This window comes from Streptomyces umbrinus, from assembly GCF_030817415.1.
In the GTDB taxonomy this organism is placed as follows: Bacteria; Actinomycetota; Actinomycetes; order Streptomycetales; family Streptomycetaceae; genus Streptomyces; species Streptomyces umbrinus_A.
This window is the reverse complement of sequence record NZ_JAUSZI010000002.1, coordinates 7,239,173-7,255,561: the sequence shown is the minus strand read 5'-3', so window position 1 is coordinate 7,255,561 and position 16,389 is coordinate 7,239,173. Positions and strand designations below refer to the sequence as shown.

The window sequence follows — 16,389 nt, the reverse complement described above, 5'->3', positions numbered from 1 at the left end:
CTACTGGTGAGGGGGGTGCCTACGGGTTCGCGGGAGGGCCTGCCTGGGGGTACGGCTGCGGCTGCGGTACGGGGCCAGGGCCGGGGTGGGTGTAGGGAGTGGCCGGGGTGCCTCCGTACGGGCCGGGGGCCTGGGGTGCGGCGTACGGGCCCGGGGGGTAGGGGGCCGCGGTCGGCAGGGGTGCGTATGGAACTCCGGCACCGGGCTGAGGAACATACGGACCTCCGACACCGGGCTGAGGTGCGTACGGACCTCCCACGCCGGGCGTTCCGGGGCCGGCGAAGGGGTTGGCGTGCCCGGGCGGCTGCGCGCCCTGCGGCAGGTAGCGAACCCGGCCGGTCTCGTCCGTCACCGGCGTGAACCCGGCGGCCAGCAACCGCGCCGCGAACTTCGCGTTGCGCTTGCGTGTGACGGCGAACCCGATGCCGAGTACTCCGACGAGCAGCACCCACACAACCGCGGACCCGGCGAAGGCGACGCCGTCACCCCCGGTCCGGAGCGCCAGGACGACACATCCGACGGTGCCACCGAGGGCCCCGAAGAGCATCCGCTTCTCTGCGCTCTTGCCGGTCAGGTCGAAGTTGATCCGCGCCTTGAGCAGCTCCAAGGCGTCGGGCACGAAGGGCGGCAGGGGCCCACCACTGGCGGCCTGCGGAAACTGGGCCCAGTTCTGAGCGGCCCGCTGCCGGGCGTAGGGACTCGGATCGGGCACGATGAGCATCCGCAGCGCACTGTTGTGCCCGCCCCCTTGCCGCACATCCGCGTACTCGTACCCGAACTGCTGCGCAACAAAGGCAAGCCGCGCCAACTTCTTCACAGACGCCATGGGACTACTGACCTCAACCGCTTCACCACTCGCCATGAGCCGGAACATCTTCTGCACTTGGCGGTTGCTCATGGGTGTGTACTCCGTTGCGGGCAGGTGATCATCATCCGGGACAGCCTATCCGCGGCGGCTGGAGGGCCTGGGCGGAGCTCCGGCCCCTCCACGGCCACACCACGGGCCTCCACGGAAGCCACACAGGACGGGGCCGTTGGCCGGGCTCCCGCTGTCTTCCAAGTTCATTACGTCGAGCAGGTGAGCCGCCATAGCGCGGCTACCAACTGCGACATCCCAGCCCTCCGACCTCGAACCACAGCAGCTTTCCGGCGCCGCGCCCGAGCAGATCGCCACCGAGCGGCCAGCCGCCCCACGAACTCGCGCACTGCTGCACGAGGAACAGCCCGCGTCCCCCTTCGGCGCCCGCCGGGGCGGGCGGGACCCGATCACAGGGAGGCTTGTCGAAGGGCGCCGGAATGTGCGGACTGCTGTCCCACACCCCCACCCGCAACCGCCCGTCCCCCAACGCGGTCAGCCGCAGGGAAGCCGGCCCTCTCGTGTGCCGGTACGCATTGGTGACCAACTCGGACGTCAACAGCTCGACCGCGTCGAGGACTTCGGCCATTCCATGCCCGTTCAGCGCGGCCCGCACGGTCATACGTGCGACGCGTGCGGCACGGGGGTCATAGGGCAGGCGAAGGGCGTACGTCCAGGTATCGGGCGGGGCTACGGTGACCATGAACGCCTCCGGGAGGAAGGAAAGGGGAAGGGAACTTGGGCTCGCTCAACGGCGGCGCCTTGCGGTGGCAATGCCTGGTCGGGTGCGCTTCCGGCTTGGGGGCGCGGGCAGTTGGCGGTACGGTCTTAAGCTAGCGCAGCCCAGGAGATACATCTCCCAAACCTGCGATATTCATCACCAGTTACCTCGTGTGGGGTACCCAAGCGCCGCGCCGCGGCCGGAAGGAGGGGTCTTGCCGCCCACCACCACCCCGACTCTGCGCCAGCGGCGAATGGGCGCCGAACTCCGCAAACTTCGTGAGCGGGCCGGGCTGACCGTCACCGGCGCCGCCACGCTGCTCGGCGTCAACCAGGGACGCGTCAGCATGATCGAGACCGGCCGCAGCTCCCTCAGCGCCGACCGCGTCCGCGCCCTGGCACGCTCGTACGATTGCGCGGACGAACAACTCGTCGACGCCATCGCCACCATGACTGGCCGACGGGCCCGCGGCTGGTGGGAGGAATACCGCGACGTGCTCCCCTCCAACTTGCTGGACCTGGCCGAACTGGAGCACCACGCCACCGCGCTCCGGGTGGCTGTCACGATCCACATGCCCGGTCTGCTGCAGACCACAGAGCATGCCCGCGCGGTCATGCGTGAGGCGGTTCCATCGCTACGGTCATACGAGATCGAGCACCGCGTCTCGCACCGCGTGAAGCGCCAAGCCGTCCTCTTCGAGGGAATCGCGACCCCGTACACGGCCATCGTGCACGAGGCAGCGCTGCGGATGGGATTCGGCGGACCTGAGATCAGTCGGGCGCAACTCGACTACCTGCTGGAGATGAGCGAACAACCCACGATCACCATCCTGGTGATCCCCTTTGGGGAAGCGGGATTCCCTGCATCCGGCCAGCCCATCACCTGCGCTGTCGGTCCTGTGCCAGGGCTCGACACCGTCGTCCTGGACACCGACCACGGCTGCGAATTCCTCGACGCCGAAGCACAGTTGGAGCGCTACCGCTCCGTCCTGGACCGTATGGAATCGCGGGCCCTGCCTGCGCCGAAGTCCCTAGATCTCATCCAGCGCATCGCGCAAGACCTCTGAGGAGCCTCCATGCCCGAACTCACCTGGCAGAAGTCGTCGTACAGCGCCGAAGCGGCTAACTGCGTCTACGTGGCGGCTACTTCTGTGGGAGCGATCCACCTCCGCGAGAGCGACGAACCTGAGGTCATCCTCTCGACCACACGCGATCGCATGAGCGCACTCATACGCACCCTGAAAACGAACCCTTCCATACGCAGCGCCTGATCAATTGGCGACTTTGGGACACCGGGCCCAGGCGCCGCGCCCGGTGTCCCAAAGTTGCCACATGGTGACGCGTCAGGCAGGCAGCGTCAGGAGGTTGGGCCGGAGCGGTTCGCCGGCGCACGAGGCGGGAAGAGCCTGTGGTACACCCGGACGAACGCCATCGTCAAAGGAACTTCCCAATCGTGATGTCAAGCCGCCAGTGTGACGGGGGGTGAAGCATGGAACTGCTTTCCGTCACGGATCATCGCCCACAGGACATTGAGGCGTCGGCGTGCGAGAGCCAGCAGGGCCTGCTTGTGGCCCTTGCCCTCGCTCCGTTTCCGGTCGTAGAACGCCTTCGACACAGGGCAGCACTGAAGGCTCACCATGGCCGACAGGTACATGGTTCTCAGCAGACCGCGGTGGTAGCGCCGGGGACGGCGCAGATTGCCACTGACGCGCCCGGAGTCGCGCGGCCTGGGGGCCAGGCCGGCGAAGCCGGCCAGGCGGTCCGAGCTGCCGAAGGCGTCCATGTCGCCACCGGTGGCGGCAATGAACTCGGCCGCGAGTTTCGTGCCCATGCCGGGCAGGCTGCGGATCACTTCGGCGTGCGGATGCTCGCGAAACCGGGCCTCGATCAGGGCGTCGAGCTCGGCGATCTCCTCATCGAGGGCCATCACCCCCTTCGCGAGGCGGACCACCATGGCGGCGGCCAGCTTCTCGCCGGGCAGCGCGGTCTGTTGGGCCTGGGCGGCTTCCACGGCCGTCTTGGCCAGTGTGGCGGCGCCGCGGACTTTGCGGTTCTTCAGCCAGGTCCCGATCCGGCTCGCTCCAGCCCGGCGGATCCCGGCCGGGGTCTGGTATCCGGTCAGCAGCATCACCGGCCCCCGGTTCGTCAGTTCCAGGGCCCGCTCCAACGCGGGGAAGATCTCCAGCAGTTGGGCCCGGAGCCGGTTGATCTGCCGGGTCCGGTCGAAGACCGCGTCCAGGCGGCGGGTGGTCAGGGTGCGCAGGTCCACGGCGATCTCATCGCCGGGCCGCAGCAGGCCGAGGTCGCGGCGGACGCGGGCCTGGTCTGCGATGACGAAGGCGTCCTTCGCGTCGGTCTTTCCCTCGCCGCCCTTGTAGGTGGCCGAGGCCCGGTGGACCGCCAGGCCGGTGAGGTAAGCGACCGGCTGGCCGTGGCTGACCAGCAGGCCGATCAGCAGCGCGGCACCGCCGTGGTTGAGGTCGACGGCCCACAGCACCTCCCGGGATATCTCCAGGACATCGCTGATCAGGGCGAGGAGCTCGCTCTCGTCGTTCGCGACCCGGCGGGACAGCAGGCGCTTGCCCTCCGTATCGATGACCACGCAGTGGTGGTGCGTCTTGCCGATGTCCACTCCGGCCCAGATCTCGGGCACGTATCCCTCCGCCAGCTCGTCGTTCATCGATCCCGCAGACGACCTCGCCGACGTTGTCCTACAGCAGCGATCGGAGTCGCATCTCCCAATTGGCGGTCGAGTCGTCGCGGGGCTCCGGGTGGCCAAGTTCCTTAAGCCATCCCAGCGGCGCCGACATGACAGCCATGCCCAGAGCCCCTGGGCCCTCCGATCTTACGAATGACCAGAGCAACCACTCTTGAAAGGTAGGACTCCGACAAGAGTGGCGGCGAGGCCGGTCACCCAGAGGGCCGGGTATCGCCTGGAGGTATCTGTGCCGCCGGGACTGCCGCGTCGGCCTCCGCCGAAGGGCCACGTCTCCAGGATGGCACCGAAGAGAACTTCAAGGGTGACGACGCAGACGACGGCGCCCACACCCCAGGCGCAGCGCCGGAGCCTGGATTCCCACGGCTCCACCGCCTTGGACACGCAGAGGAAGAGGAAGAGCACGGCCAGAAGGGGAACGGCGAGACCGGCTGCGACCGCGAACCCGTAGGCGCCACCAGGCCAGGAGGTCCCAGCCCAGCGCCAGACCTCCGGGCCCCACTGGCCCTTGCCCCACCCGGGGACGACGAAGAGCCCGAGGGGATGAGGCCCACCATGATGAGACAAGACAGACCACGCTGTCGCTTCGGGCCGTCCTTTCCGTCGGCCGAAGCCTTTCCCACAGTCAACGTGCCTCACTCGTCCCGGCTTCCAGCGGATTTTCAAAGCTGACTGTTTCGGCAATCTGCTGGAGGATCGCGCGGTACTGGTCGCGGCGAGCCACGGCCGTGGTGCTGAGCGTGAGGACGACCAGGCGCTTGCAGTCCGGGTGCGGCAAGTGGGCGTGGACTTGGAGGAGAGGCAACTGCGGGAGACCGCTGTCGGCTGATGGTGTGCGCACTGACTCGCTGAACGTGGCGGGGCCGCAGGGTAGTTCGAGGTACTCGATGTGCGTGTGGCCTTCGGCAGCGCTCACCGCGCGGGCGGCTGTGACACCGCGAGGCGCCATCGCCGTGTCGCGCCAGGAGAGCGTGAAAAAGGAGAGCAGCGGCTGCCCGTTGCTCACGCTCGACTCGCCCACATCGTCGCGATGTACGCCGATCGAGCAGTGAACAGTGCCCACCACGCGCAGCGCCCCTAGCAGCTGCTGGCCCGACGCGAAGTGCGCGATGAACTGCTGGCGGACCAACTCGTTCGGCGCCGCATCGAGGAACGGAGCGGCGACGGTACGGAGTTCGTCGGCGGCCGGGGAGCCTGGCTCGGGCAGCAGGGCGTCGAGGGGGAGGGCGGTGAAGCCTGCGGGTTCGAAGAACCAGAGCTCCGCATCGGGATCTTTGACTGAGTCGTGAAGGATGAAGGTGGGGGAGTTCATGGACCAGTCCTACGACGGCAGCGGGCGTTACTGGGATCTCTGGACGGTGCTGAGAAGCAGGGCCCCCGCGAGGCGGGCGCGCTCGAGGTCGGCTGGGCTGGCGTCCTCCCACTGCCGACGAGTAGCGGTCTTGGAAAAGGCTGAGGGCTGGTAGAGGAAGTGCAGTCTCCGGGGAGCATTGCCGCCTTTGGCCGGCGCAGCAACGACACCGAGGAAGCGCGGGTCTCCGGCGAACCAGAGGGGCTCCAGTTCCGCCTTGAGCTCGGGCTTGGTACGAGGGCCTCCGATACGCCTCATCCACCAGTAGGCACGGTGATGCTTGACAAATACGAGCGGAATTCCCTTCGCCTGGCCCGCTGGATTGGGAATTTCAATCCAAATTCCGCCGTCCTCCGCCTCCGGGTGTTCGTCCAAGCCGCGACGTACTCCGGGGAGCACCTGCCAGGGATAGGTTCGCAGGACTTGCACCATGCGGAAGGCCAGTGGAAAGTAGCGCAGTTGGATGAGTGCTCGGTAGACGCAATAGCAGAGCGGCAACACAAAAAGGAAGATGAACCCTTGGGACAGGAAAACGATGAGCACGTACAGCAGGCCAACCCACACGGCGATCCAGCCAATGAGGCCGATGACGTTCATGGCCATGTGCCCTTTCCAGGCCCGGCGAGTAGGTGGATGGTCCCAAGCAGCGAGACAGTCAGTGGGGTTCACGGGCTTTCTCTCTTCGTACGAGGAATGTCAGAAGACATGGCGGACAAGATTGAGGATCCCGCCGTTGTCGAGGATGAGTCGTGCGCCGTCGATACCTGCGACGGTGCCGTCCTTGACGCCATCGTCATCCGCGTCCACCACTGTGTTGTACAGACCGTAACCACCAGTGCCCACGCCGACCAGACCCGAAGTCGCTCCCACTACCTTGGCCGCCGTCTCAGGGTTGCTGAGGCCTCGCACCGCCCGCGCGATCAGCGGGTTGTCAAGACTGGCGACGGCCCGCGCCTCGTCCATGGTCTTCGTACCGAGAGTGGTTGCCATCTGCCAGGGCCTGAGGGACTCAGTACTCCGAGTAATGGCCCGGACGCCGCTGAACGCTCCCTTGCCGACTGCCCCGATCCCGGGGAGCATACCCATCGCATCGGCTCCCACCGAGACCGCGTTGCTCCAGAAGTCGGCATCGAACTCGCCCTTGGTAAAGCCGTCCTTCAGAGACTCCCACGTCTCGTCGTCGCTGAGCCGCAGGCCCAACGCCGTCGCACTCAGCGCTGACGCCGTAAGCATCAACGCCGCCACCAGTGCTATCCCCAGCGGACCCGCGAAAATGATCGCGACGACCGCGATGACACCAGCCACAAAACTCAGGATGTCCGGAAGATTCTCGCCGAGCCAGTCCATCGCCGAGTCGAACCACCCCGGCTCATGCGGCGCCAACTTCTTCGTCGCGTCCCGGATCTTGCCCGCCCGGTACTGAGCCTGATTCTCATGCTCCTCGGCGAGCTTCCGAGCCCTGCCCAGGATCTTCTCAAGGTCGGCTTCTGCCTCATCGACCGCTGTGTTCGCGCTAGTCAGGGTCTTCTGGGCGTCGTCGTGTCCGGCGCCCTTCTTCTTGTCCAGGGCCGGGTCGTCGCCCGCTGTCGTCGCCTTGCCCTGGGCAGTGTCGACCACGGCGCGCGCGTCCTTCGCCTCCTCGTCGAGGCGCTTGGCTCGGCGCTGGAAGTCGTCGAGTTCGCCCTCCCAGAGGCTCAGTTGCTTGGCCGCCTTGCGAAGAGAACGAGCGGCGTTCTTCAGATTCAGCGGCAGCGGGCCACCGTCGAGCTGCTCCCGGAAGGCGACGGCCGCGTCGCCCTTCCAGTAGCTGCCGTCCATCAGCTTGGTTACCAGGTCGCGCGTGTCTTCAAGGACTTTCGCGCAGCCGGCGAGCTTCTTGTGCAGGCCGCTTACGGTCTCGGTGCTGCCCGGCACGGGGTTGAAGCCCAGGTTGGGGTAATCGGGGTTCGCAATCCGCGGGGAGGACTTCAGTCCCTGTGGAAGGGGACCGTTCTTCGCAGCCTCGGATTGGGAGAAGGGCGACGGCTCGATGCCCGGCGTTTGGGTCACTTCTTGCCGCCTCCGTTACCGGCCCCGGCCTTCTTCAGCGCTTCCTCCAGCGCCTTGTCGACCTCGCGGTAGCTGTCCCGGCTTTTCCCGATGATCTCGGCAAGGTCCTCGGTCTGCTTGCCGATCTCCTCCGAGCCGTACTTCCAGTCCTCCTGGAAGTCCTCGCACGCGGAGTCCAGGTCGTCGGTGCCGAGGCCCGTGATGGTCGCTTCGGACAACGCCTTGCGGACGCCCTTGAGCGAGTCCGTCGACTTGTTCAGCATCCTCATGAAGCGCCCGAGCTCATCCCCGTCGACCGCCAACCGCTCCGCCACGCCCCGATACCTCTCCCCGTTCGCCCATCGTTCCTGAGAGCGGAATCACGCTATCCGTTCTTCGTGGCGATCGGCCAACCGCTCCTCGGGAGAGCGGTTGGCCAACAGGCTGAATCAGCCACCTCGGTCAGCGGTTGACGGCCTGGATCTCCTGGACGATCACGTCCTGGTCGGCCCCGAACTCACCGTCGGGCAGAGGCTGGTCACCGTTTACGCCGGTGCCGGTCCAGTGGATTTTCCACGTGACTGTGGCCTGGAGCTTGTAGGAGTCGTCGCCCGAGGAACGCAGGTACTTCACGCCGCACGGCGGGGTCTCGTCCGCCTTGCCCTTCGCGAAGGCCTCGCCGATCTGATCGCCGTTGAGTTCGCAGACGCCGGAAGCGGGGTACGTCGTCGCATCGGCCGTGCCCGGTTCGATCTTCAGGGAGATCGGTTCGGCTGTGGTCGTCGCCTGGACGCCCAGCAGCGGGACGGATGCCGTCACCGAGACCGGCTTGAAGTCCGCCGCGTCCAGCCACGCCCACGTCGGCAGGTTCACCTTTGTGGTGCCCTCCGGTGCGAGTTCGACTTTGGTCGAGGGCACGCGGATTTCGGCGTAGGCGAGTTGGGCCAGCATTTCCGGGGTGATCGCCTCCGGGATCTCGGGAGGCGGTGGGTCTCCCGTGTCCACCCAGAAGTAGTCCCTGGTGCAGTCGAGCGCACCGGGATCGCCTTCCCTGCCCTCTGTGACATAGGAGGCCCAGAAATAGCCCTCGCCGGCCTTGTCCTTGTTGAAGTCCTTGTACGGGTCACCACCCTCGAACTTCTTACGCTGCTTCGCGTCCCACTCGTATCCCGTCGAGCCTGCTTCCCAGATCGGCTCCAGGTACTTCTTGAGCTGGGCCGGCGTGTACTTGGGGGCGTAATAGCAAGCTGGCGGAGTCCAGTTGGACGCCGTGGAGGTGACCGGACCGGCAGACTGGCCGGAGCCGTTCTTGGAACGGTCGAAGACAACGGCTCCAGCAGTGGACGTGAGCTTGTCGCCATTGACGTCCGCCGAAACGTCCGTGTCAGTCTCCCGGCTGCCGTCGGGCGTGATTTTGGCCCAGGCGCTCGGGGTCCCCAGAGTCGTCAACAGCAGCGTAAGGACGAAGCCGCCGAGTACCTTTCGCTTCACTTCAGGCATTGCTTCGCTCCCGCCGTCGACACGATGCGCGTGGTCTGCCACACACCGTCGCTGTTCTTCTCGAGCCGCGTGTTGTAGAGGATGAAGTCCTCGTTGGACGGAGTGGTGACCTTCGCCTTGCCCGTCTTGAGGTCCTTGGCATACCCCTTGCTTTCATCAGCGCAGAAAAGGGCCGCCGCGGCCTTGCTGCCGTCGAGCGTCACGGTCCGGCTGTAATACCGAACCTTGCCCATGATGCCGAGCTTGGCGTCCTTGAATTTTCCAACCCAGGTCACCGCAGCTTCCAGCGCCCGGCCGGTGTTGTAGAAGCTCAGCGCCTCGCTCTTGGGGTCGGTACCCGCGATGGCGGCGTTGACCGAGCGCATACGGTCAGCGCTGTCTGCAAGCACTGCGTCCTTGACCGCGTCACCCGTCTTGCCACCTTCGAAGGTCATCGTCAGATCCGAAGGCAGCTCGATCTTCGGTCGGCCGGCGGCGGCAGGATCAGAAGCGCTCGGCGAAGCCGACTTCTCCGTGCCTGTGTCGGCGCCCGCGATCTTGTCGTTGTCCTTGTCCTTGGAACTGTCGTCGCTGCCGCAGGCGGACAGCGACAGGGCCGCGGCGGCGGTCAGCGCGATCGCTGCGAGCAGTGTGGGGCGGCGGTTCACGGACGGCTCCCGGTGGGGCGAGGGGGACATGAGCCCAGCCACGCTACCGAGGGGGTAACAGACGACACCAGAGCGAATTGCATCAACCGCGTCACGAACTGGGCGTCAAAGTTCGCATTTCGACGCAAAGAGCGACCGAATGAGCAGCGAGACGACTACGCCAAGTGGCGGGCCAAGTCCCCGACTTGGCCCGCGCAAACAACCGGAAGCGACACCTCGACGTCGAAGTCCTGTGTCTTCTGCCGCGTCTTCTACCGCGCCCCCGCCCGATGTCCCCGCGAGCCGGCGACCGGCTTCTTCTTCGAGCCCGTCGGCCACAGCTGTGGCCGACGTTTCGCCGCCAGGTCCTCCGCCCAGCCGAAGGAGAAGACGCAGGCTCCGATGAGGACCCAGGTGAGGGCCAAGGCGGGCCAGGGGCTTTCCAGGAGCCAGGAGGCGTTCTGCCACATCACGTCGTAGTTCCACAGGCGGTCCACCTGGGTCGCCGCGACGAGGATGCAGATGTTGTGCCAGAGATAGATCGTCACGGCACGGGAGTTGAGGAGGGTGATCGGCTTGTCCCAGCGGCGCAGCCTGCGTGGCCATTCCGACCAGGACGGGCTGAAGTGCAGCAGGAGCATCACGGTGCCGCAGGACCAGAGGGCCTGGGCCAGCGGGATGCTGTCCAGGTCGTGGCCCTCGGTGAAGTTGTGGTTCGTGGCGTACCAGAGGCCCAGCAGGGCGATGGCCGGGGCGACCGACGGGACCACATAGCGCGGGAGCCGCTGGAGGATTCCCTCCTGGTGCGCCATGCCGAGGATCCAGCACGCTCCGAACGTGCTGAAGTCCGTCAACGCCGAAGGGATCCGCTCACCGGGGAGCGACAGGTACTCGAGCTGGAACGCCGCCGACAGCGCGATCGGCGCCGCGATCGTCGCCACCGGCAGCGCACGCAGGGCGCGGAGCAGGAACGGCGACAGCAGTACGTACCAGAGGTACGCACGCACGTACCAGAGCGGGCCCGCCAGGTCCGAGGCCCAGTTGTCGCCGATGAAGCCGTGGATTCCGGGCAGCCCCTCGGCGTACGGCGGATCGCTGATCGGGAGGATCCAGAAGGTGAGGTGGAGCAGCCACCAGCCCGGGTGGCCGTCCTCGTCCGGGCCCCAGCCCTGGAGGACCATGCCGGTGACGCCGATCGCGCCCAGCAGCCAGATCGGGGGGATGAGGCGGCGGATACGGCTGCGGATGACCTGCGGGGCCGGGCGCTTCAGCGAGCGGGCCATCAGGTTGCCGGCCAACGCGAACATCACGCCCATGGACGGGAACACCAGCGGCAGCCAGGCCCAGCCCGTCAGGTGGTAGAGCACCACCCGGAAGAGGGCGAGCGCCCGGAGCAGGTCGAAGTATCGGTCCCGGACGGGGCCCGACCGCTTCGCCGGCGCCGAAGCGGAGTCCGGAGCAGCGCCCGAAGCGGAGTTCGACGCCGAATCCAAGGCCGAGCCCGGTTCCGAACCCCAGCCCGGTTGCGAACTCGAACCCGGCCCCAGCCCCGAACCCCGTCCCGGCTTCGTCGCCGTCGGACCGCCGTCCGGGTAACCCGGTGCCGCCGCGGGGCCGGGGAACGTCCCGTCGTACGAGTCCTGCATCGAGGTGTCCTGTCCGGCCCATGTGCCTGTGCCGGTACCGATTCCGGTACCAGTGCCTGTACCCGTACCGACTCCGGTACCTGTCCCTGCTCCTGCTCCTGCGTCCGCGCCCGGCCACGGAGTGCCGGAAGTGCCGGACGGCTCCGGCCACGGACTCCCGGGGGGCTGCGTGCTCATCCGACCGGCCTCCGGTCCATCTCCGGCTGTTGCGCGGCGCCGCCGCTCGGGCCCGCGGCGCCGGGAAGCCCGACCGCGCCCGTGCGCCGGAGCTTCTGCCAGCGCAGTCGGCCGCCGGTCAGGGCGGTGATCCAGGACTGGAGCAGCACGACGTACATGAGCTGGCGGTACAGGATCTGTTGGAGCGGGAGGGAGAGGAGGTGGGTCATGCGTTCCTTGTCGAGGCGGAACGCGTACGCCGCGCAGATCGCCTGGACCGCCAGGACGCCGAACCAGGCGAGGATCGTCTGCTCGGTGGGGCCGAACACCAGCCCGTAGAGAAGGAATACGTCGATCAGCGGGGCCAGCAGCGGGGCCAGGATCATGAAGAGGGAGACGAGGGGCATGCCCACGCGGCCGAAGCGGCCCGACGGGCCGCGTTCGATGACCGCCCTGCGGTGCTTCCAGATCGCCTGCATGGTGCCGTACGACCAGCGGTAGCGCTGGGACCACAGTTGCTGGACGGACTCCGGGGCCTCGGTCCAGGCGCGGGCGTTCTCCGCGTACACGACCCGCCAGCCGTCGCGGTGCATCGCGATGGTGATGTCGGTGTCCTCGGCGAGCGTGTCGTCGCTCATGCCGCCGACGCGCTTGAGCGCGGAGCGACGGAACGCGCCGACCGCGCCCGGGATGGTCGGCATGCAGTTGAGCATGTCGTACATACGGCGGTCGAGGTTGAAGCCCATCACGTACTCGATGTGCTGCCAGGCACCGATCAGCGAGTCGCGGTTGCCGACCTTCGCGTTGCCCGCGACGGCGCCGACGCTCGGGTCGCCGAAGGGCTGGACCAGCTCGCGGACGGTGGCCGATTCGAAGACGGTGTCGCCGTCCATCATCACGATGAGGTCGTAACGGGCGTTCGCCACACCCCTGTTGAGGGCGGCGGGCTTGCCCGCGTTGAGCTGGCGCACGACGCGTACGTTCGGCAGGCGCAGGTTCTCGACGATGCGCGCGGTGCCGTCGCTCGACCCGTCGTCGATGACGATCACCTCGATGGGGTGATCGCTCGCCACGAGCGAGTGGACCGTCTGCTCGATGCACTTCGCCTCGTTGTAGGCGGGCACCAGGACGGAGACCGGCTCGGTGATCGGCCGGCCCCAACTGAAGCCGCGGCGGCGGACCTTGCGCGCGTGCAGGACGGAGAGCAGCAGCATCAGCCCGAAGCGGGCGATGACGAGGGCACCGATGATGGCGAGACCGACGACCAGCACGGAGGTCGTGTTCTCGGAGGCCTGGACCGCCACGACCCACGCCTTGCCCTTCCACAGGTCGAGGCCGGCGACCTCGGTGTGCGCGCTGGGCACCTTCAGGGCGGCGGTGAGCGTGTCGAAGCGGTAGCCGTCGTCCTGGAGTCCGGAGATGAACCGGTCGAGCGCGGCCACGGTCTGCGAGCGGTCGCCGCCGGAGTCGTGCATCAGCACGACGGCGCCCTTGCCGCCCTTGGGTGTGGCGTTGCTGATGATCTTCTCGACGCCCGGCCTGCGCCAGTCCTCGCTGTCGGTGTTGTTGACGATCGTGATGTAGCCGCGGCTGCCGATGTACTCGGTCACCGGCCACGACTTGTTGTCCATCTCGCCCGCGAACGACGAGTACGGCGGCCGGAAGAGAGAGGTCCGGATGCCGGCCGCGCCCGCCAGCGCGAGCTGGTTCTGGGACAGCTCCCAGTCGACCCGGCTCTTGGACTGGAGCGAGAGGTCGGGGTGGTTGAAGGTGTGCAGACCGATCTCGTGGCCCTCGTCGACCATGCGCTGGACGAGGTCGGGGTAGCGCGAGGCCATGGTGCCGGTGATGAAGAAGACGGCGTGCGCGTCGTGCCTCTTGAGCACGTCGAGCACCTTGGGCGTCCACTCGGGGTCCGGGCCGTCGTCGAAGGTCAGGACCAGCTTGCGGTCCGGGATGTTCACACTGTCCTCGCGGCCGTCCCGGGTGTCGATCACCGGGCCGCCCTCCAGGATCTCCTTGGGAACCCGGTCGGAGGCGGCCGGCGACTGGACGCGGTGGTCGGCGAGGATCTCGCTGTGGACGAAGCCGCGCAGCATCAGCATCGCCATCAGGGCGACGAGGATGAGCGAGGGCAGTAGATAGCGCATGGGCAGGCGTCGGCGCCGGACGGCGCCCCGCTCTGCGCCGCGGCGGCTGGTGCGGGGTGCCATCAGAGGGTGTTCTCCGGGGACTGTGCGGTTGGGGCGGCGCTCGGGTCCGGCGACGCCACGGGACCGGGCGTGAGCGGGTCACCGGCGACCGTGTCGGTGTCGGCCGGCGGATCCGAGGGGTCGCTGCTGACGCTCTCGGTCGGCTCGGGGTCGGGCGTGACCGGAGGCGTGTTCGACGGCGCGGTGTTCGTCGGCTTCGGTGTGGTGGGCTTCGTGTTGGTCGCCGACGGCTTCGGGTCGGTGCTCTTCCCCGTGCCCGTGGGGCTGGCCGACGGGCCCGTCGAGGTACCGGCGCCCGGCGCGTTGCTCACCGTGCCACCGGCCGACGGCGTCACGCCGGGCGAGGGGACCACCGCGCCGGACGGGTCCGCGGAGTCGGCGGGCAGCGGCGGGATCTCAACCTTTCCGGCGGGCTTGTCATCCTGCTCCTGGCCCAGTTCCGGGAGCCAGGGCGCGCTGGAGTTGCCCGACAGGAGCGTGGCGAGGATGACCACCGCGTAGACCGCGCAGGCCATGCCGACAGCCATGCCGATCCTGCGGTACCTGCGGCTGCGGCGGCCCGTCTCGTCGACGAAGACCGGGCCGTCCGAGGCCTCCTTGGTGCTGGGGGCACCCTTGGCCTGCTGGACGAGCCAGTCCTCCAACTGCCGTCCCACACCGTCGAGCTGGACCGTGACCTCGTGCGGGTCGTGGGTGTGCTCGGGGTGCTCGGACTCCTGCCAGGAGTCCTGGGCGGCGTCGGAGTCCGCGTCGTCCCAGACGGAACGGGTGGCTCCGGCGGACTCGGTGGATATGACGGGGGCCCCGGTGGATACGACAGGACCGACGGCACCGACAGGACCGACGGCCCCTCCGGACCGGCCGTGCTCCGGCCGGCTCACGCCCGGATCACCGTCTCTCTGTTCCCCGCCCTGCCCGAACTCGCCGCGCTCGCCACGATCCCCGTACTTCCGGTGTTCGCCGTCACTCCACGGGCCGTCACCGCGCAGGCCGTCACCGCGCAGGTCATCACCGCGCGAGCCGTCACCCCGCAGGCCGTCACCGCGCCGGTCGTCGCTCAGCACGTCGTTGTTCCGCCCGTCGTCGTTCGGCTCGTCGTCTCTCTGTCGCGGCACCGATGGGGCCGCGGCACGGCGGAACCACACGTCGGTGTCACGCCGGCCGGAATCCCGCCGGCCGGAATCACCACGGTCGAAGTCCCCGCGGTCGAAGTCCCCACCGCCGGAGGGTCTGCCACCGAATTCATCGCTGCCGAAGTCGCCGCGAAACGGACTGATCCGTCTCCCGAGGGGCCGCCTGACCGGCCTCACCACGGAACGACCGACCGTCCTTACGACGGGCCGATGGATCGGCTCCACCCTCACCGGGATCATCGGAATCACTCCGACCCGGTTGGGCGCCTTCCGGCCAACTTTCCACGCGCACGCACATCCCCCCACGGGACTGGTTCCAGGGGTGCATGTACGACCCGGGCCCTCGTACTCGTCGTCCGGACCGGACCCCCATCCGGCCCGAGCGCCCCCTTTATCACACTGCACCCGGCCCATGAATGTAGCGCACGTAAGCAACAGTGAGGGTTCTGTGTCAGGCCCGGCTCATCATGATGAGTGCATCTGTGGCCGGAATCCAACCCTCCGGAGGACGCTCCAGCCACCCTTCCGCCCCCGCAAGTCGCGCCGCCGCAGTGCGCAACGCCTTCACTCCACGATGCATCAGTCCCTTCCGCCACACCAGCGATACTGGTGACAGCGGTACGGGGTCAACGAGGGGCCGGAGGACGGATTTGGGCATGGCCGGAAAATCCATCACGGCCAGGACGGGGTTTCGTTTCTTGGCCATGATCCTCTGGAACTCCTCGGTGCCGACGGCGAGCGGTGCCGGCGCCGCGACCTCGATGCCTCGTCCCTCGAAAAGCTGACGGGCGAGGTCGGTCCACTCCAGCGTCCGGGGATTCCCGGCTCCGGCGTACACCTGCTCGCCCGCCAGCGCGTCGAGCGGTATGGCATCCAATCCGGCCAGCCGGTGGTCCTCCGGCAGCACCACGGCCATGGGCTCGTACCGCACGGGCTGCTGTTCCAGGCGGGCGCGGACCGCCGGGTCCAGGCCCGCGAACCGCCCGAAGGACGCGTCGAGCCGCCCGGCGAGCAGTTCGGCGGCTGCGCCGGTGAGGCCGCTCTCGAAGCGGGTCATCAGCTCGCAGTCCGGAGCGAGTTCACGGGCCAGGGCCAGGACACGCCCGGAGACCAGCCCGGGGCTGTTCACGTCCACGAGCAGCGGCCGCTCGGCGTCCGGCCGCCCGAAGGCGGAGAGCAGCTCGTCCTGCGCCGCCAGCGCCCGCCGCGCGTAGGGCAGCAGCCGCTCGCCGTCGAGGGTGAGCGTCACCTGCCGGGTGGTGCGTACGAAGAGGGTGGCGCCCAACTCCCGCTCCAGCCGCCGGATGTCACGGCTGAGGGCCTGCTGGGCGACGTACAGCCGGGCGGCCGCACGTGTGAAGTGCAGGTCCTCGGCTACCGCGAGGAAGGCGCGCAGCAGGCGGGGATCGAGGTGGGCGGGCATCGGACGAACTTACAACGCGGG

At 68.0% G+C, this 16,389-nt stretch carries 15 protein-coding genes; 2 read left to right on the top strand and 13 right to left on the bottom strand.

Annotated features, from left to right (window positions below; translation table 11 throughout):
* Positions 1-19 precede the first annotated feature (19 nt).
* On the bottom strand, positions 20-898 hold the full coding sequence (locus tag QF035_RS32100; RefSeq protein WP_307523917.1) for a hypothetical protein: 879 nt from the start codon (positions 896-898) through the stop codon (positions 20-22).
* 199 nt (positions 899-1,097) lie between these two features.
* Entirely contained in the window at positions 1,098-1,559 is a 462-nt protein-coding gene (locus tag QF035_RS32095) for an ATP-binding protein (protein WP_307523916.1), read from the bottom strand.
* A gap of 232 nt (positions 1,560-1,791) precedes the next feature.
* Between QF035_RS32095 and QF035_RS32090 the strand changes: the two genes are divergently transcribed.
* On the top strand, positions 1,792-2,643 hold the full coding sequence (locus tag QF035_RS32090; protein ID WP_307523915.1) for a helix-turn-helix domain-containing protein: 852 nt from the start codon (positions 1,792-1,794) through the stop codon (positions 2,641-2,643).
* A 9-nt stretch (positions 2,644-2,652) separates the two neighbouring features.
* Positions 2,653-2,847, top strand: coding sequence for a DUF397 domain-containing protein (locus QF035_RS32085; RefSeq protein ID WP_307523914.1), 195 nt, complete (start codon positions 2,653-2,655; stop codon positions 2,845-2,847).
* A 188-nt stretch (positions 2,848-3,035) separates the two neighbouring features.
* Here QF035_RS32085 and QF035_RS32080 read toward each other — a convergent pair whose 3' ends face one another.
* The 11 genes from QF035_RS32080 to QF035_RS32030 all read right to left on the bottom strand — a co-directional run bounded on the left by QF035_RS32080 (position 3,036) and on the right by QF035_RS32030 (position 16,368).
* Positions 3,036-4,256: an IS110 family transposase gene (locus QF035_RS32080; RefSeq protein ID WP_307523192.1), complete on the bottom strand. Its 1,221-nt coding sequence runs from the start codon at positions 4,254-4,256 to the stop codon at positions 3,036-3,038.
* Positions 4,257-4,917: 661 nt separating this feature from the next.
* The gene (locus QF035_RS32075; RefSeq protein WP_307523913.1) at positions 4,918-5,604 is read right to left on the bottom strand and encodes a hypothetical protein; all 687 of its coding nucleotides are present in this window, start codon (positions 5,602-5,604) and stop codon (positions 4,918-4,920) included.
* A 27-nt stretch (positions 5,605-5,631) separates the two neighbouring features.
* Positions 5,632-6,246: a hypothetical protein gene (locus QF035_RS32070; protein ID WP_307523912.1), complete on the bottom strand. Its 615-nt coding sequence runs from the start codon at positions 6,244-6,246 to the stop codon at positions 5,632-5,634.
* A gap of 93 nt (positions 6,247-6,339) precedes the next feature.
* Complete coding sequence (locus QF035_RS32065; RefSeq protein WP_307523911.1) at positions 6,340-7,692, bottom strand: hypothetical protein; 1,353 nt, start codon at positions 7,690-7,692, stop codon at positions 6,340-6,342.
* Entirely contained in the window at positions 7,689-8,006 is a 318-nt protein-coding gene (locus QF035_RS32060) for a hypothetical protein (protein ID WP_307523910.1), read from the bottom strand. Before QF035_RS32060 ends, QF035_RS32065 begins: the two co-directional genes overlap by 4 nt.
* Positions 8,007-8,133: 127 nt before the next feature.
* Positions 8,134-9,171 (bottom strand): hypothetical protein, encoded by a 1,038-nt coding sequence (locus tag QF035_RS32055; RefSeq protein ID WP_307523909.1) that lies wholly within the window; start codon positions 9,169-9,171, stop codon positions 8,134-8,136.
* Entirely contained in the window at positions 9,159-9,848 is a 690-nt protein-coding gene (locus QF035_RS32050) for a hypothetical protein (protein ID WP_307523908.1), read from the bottom strand. Before QF035_RS32050 ends, QF035_RS32055 begins: the two co-directional genes overlap by 13 nt.
* A 221-nt stretch (positions 9,849-10,069) precedes the next feature.
* Positions 10,070-11,443: an acyltransferase family protein gene (locus QF035_RS32045; RefSeq protein WP_307523907.1), complete on the bottom strand. Its 1,374-nt coding sequence runs from the start codon at positions 11,441-11,443 to the stop codon at positions 10,070-10,072.
* Between the two features lie 173 nt (positions 11,444-11,616).
* Positions 11,617-13,812 carry a glycosyltransferase gene (locus tag QF035_RS32040; RefSeq protein WP_307523906.1) on the bottom strand — a complete coding sequence of 732 codons (2,196 nt, stop codon included), beginning with the start codon at positions 13,810-13,812 and terminating at the stop codon, positions 11,617-11,619.
* On the bottom strand, positions 13,812-14,927 hold the full coding sequence (locus tag QF035_RS32035) for a hypothetical protein (protein ID WP_307523905.1): 1,116 nt from the start codon (positions 14,925-14,927) through the stop codon (positions 13,812-13,814). The genes QF035_RS32040 and QF035_RS32035 overlap by 1 nt, the downstream gene beginning before the upstream one ends.
* A gap of 469 nt (positions 14,928-15,396) precedes the next feature.
* Entirely contained in the window at positions 15,397-16,368 is a 972-nt protein-coding gene (locus QF035_RS32030; protein WP_307523904.1) for a LysR family transcriptional regulator, read from the bottom strand.
* Positions 16,369-16,389 lie beyond the last annotated feature (21 nt).

Bases quoted from the DNA above. Each gene is read 5' to 3' on its own strand.
- QF035_RS32100 (WP_307523917.1), bottom strand. From the start codon at position 898: ATGAGCAACCGCCAAGTGCAGAAGATGTTCCGGCTCATGGCGAGTGGT.
- QF035_RS32095 (WP_307523916.1), bottom strand. From the start codon at position 1,559: ATGGTCACCGTAGCCCCGCCCGATACCTGGACGTACGCCCTTCGCCTG.
- QF035_RS32085 (WP_307523914.1), top strand. From the start codon at position 2,653: ATGCCCGAACTCACCTGGCAGAAGTCGTCGTACAGCGCCGAAGCGGCT.
- QF035_RS32080 (WP_307523192.1), bottom strand. From the start codon at position 4,256: ATGAACGACGAGCTGGCGGAGGGATACGTGCCCGAGATCTGGGCCGGA.
- QF035_RS32075 (WP_307523913.1), bottom strand. From the start codon at position 5,604: ATGAACTCCCCCACCTTCATCCTTCACGACTCAGTCAAAGATCCCGAT.
- QF035_RS32070 (WP_307523912.1), bottom strand. From the start codon at position 6,246: ATGGCCATGAACGTCATCGGCCTCATTGGCTGGATCGCCGTGTGGGTT.
- QF035_RS32055 (WP_307523909.1), bottom strand. From the start codon at position 9,171: ATGCCTGAAGTGAAGCGAAAGGTACTCGGCGGCTTCGTCCTTACGCTG.
- QF035_RS32050 (WP_307523908.1), bottom strand. From the start codon at position 9,848: ATGTCCCCCTCGCCCCACCGGGAGCCGTCCGTGAACCGCCGCCCCACA.
- QF035_RS32045 (WP_307523907.1), bottom strand. From the start codon at position 11,443: ATGCAGGACTCGTACGACGGGACGTTCCCCGGCCCCGCGGCGGCACCG.
- QF035_RS32040 (WP_307523906.1), bottom strand. From the start codon at position 13,812: ATGGCACCCCGCACCAGCCGCCGCGGCGCAGAGCGGGGCGCCGTCCGG.
- QF035_RS32030 (WP_307523904.1), bottom strand. From the start codon at position 16,368: ATGCCCGCCCACCTCGATCCCCGCCTGCTGCGCGCCTTCCTCGCGGTA.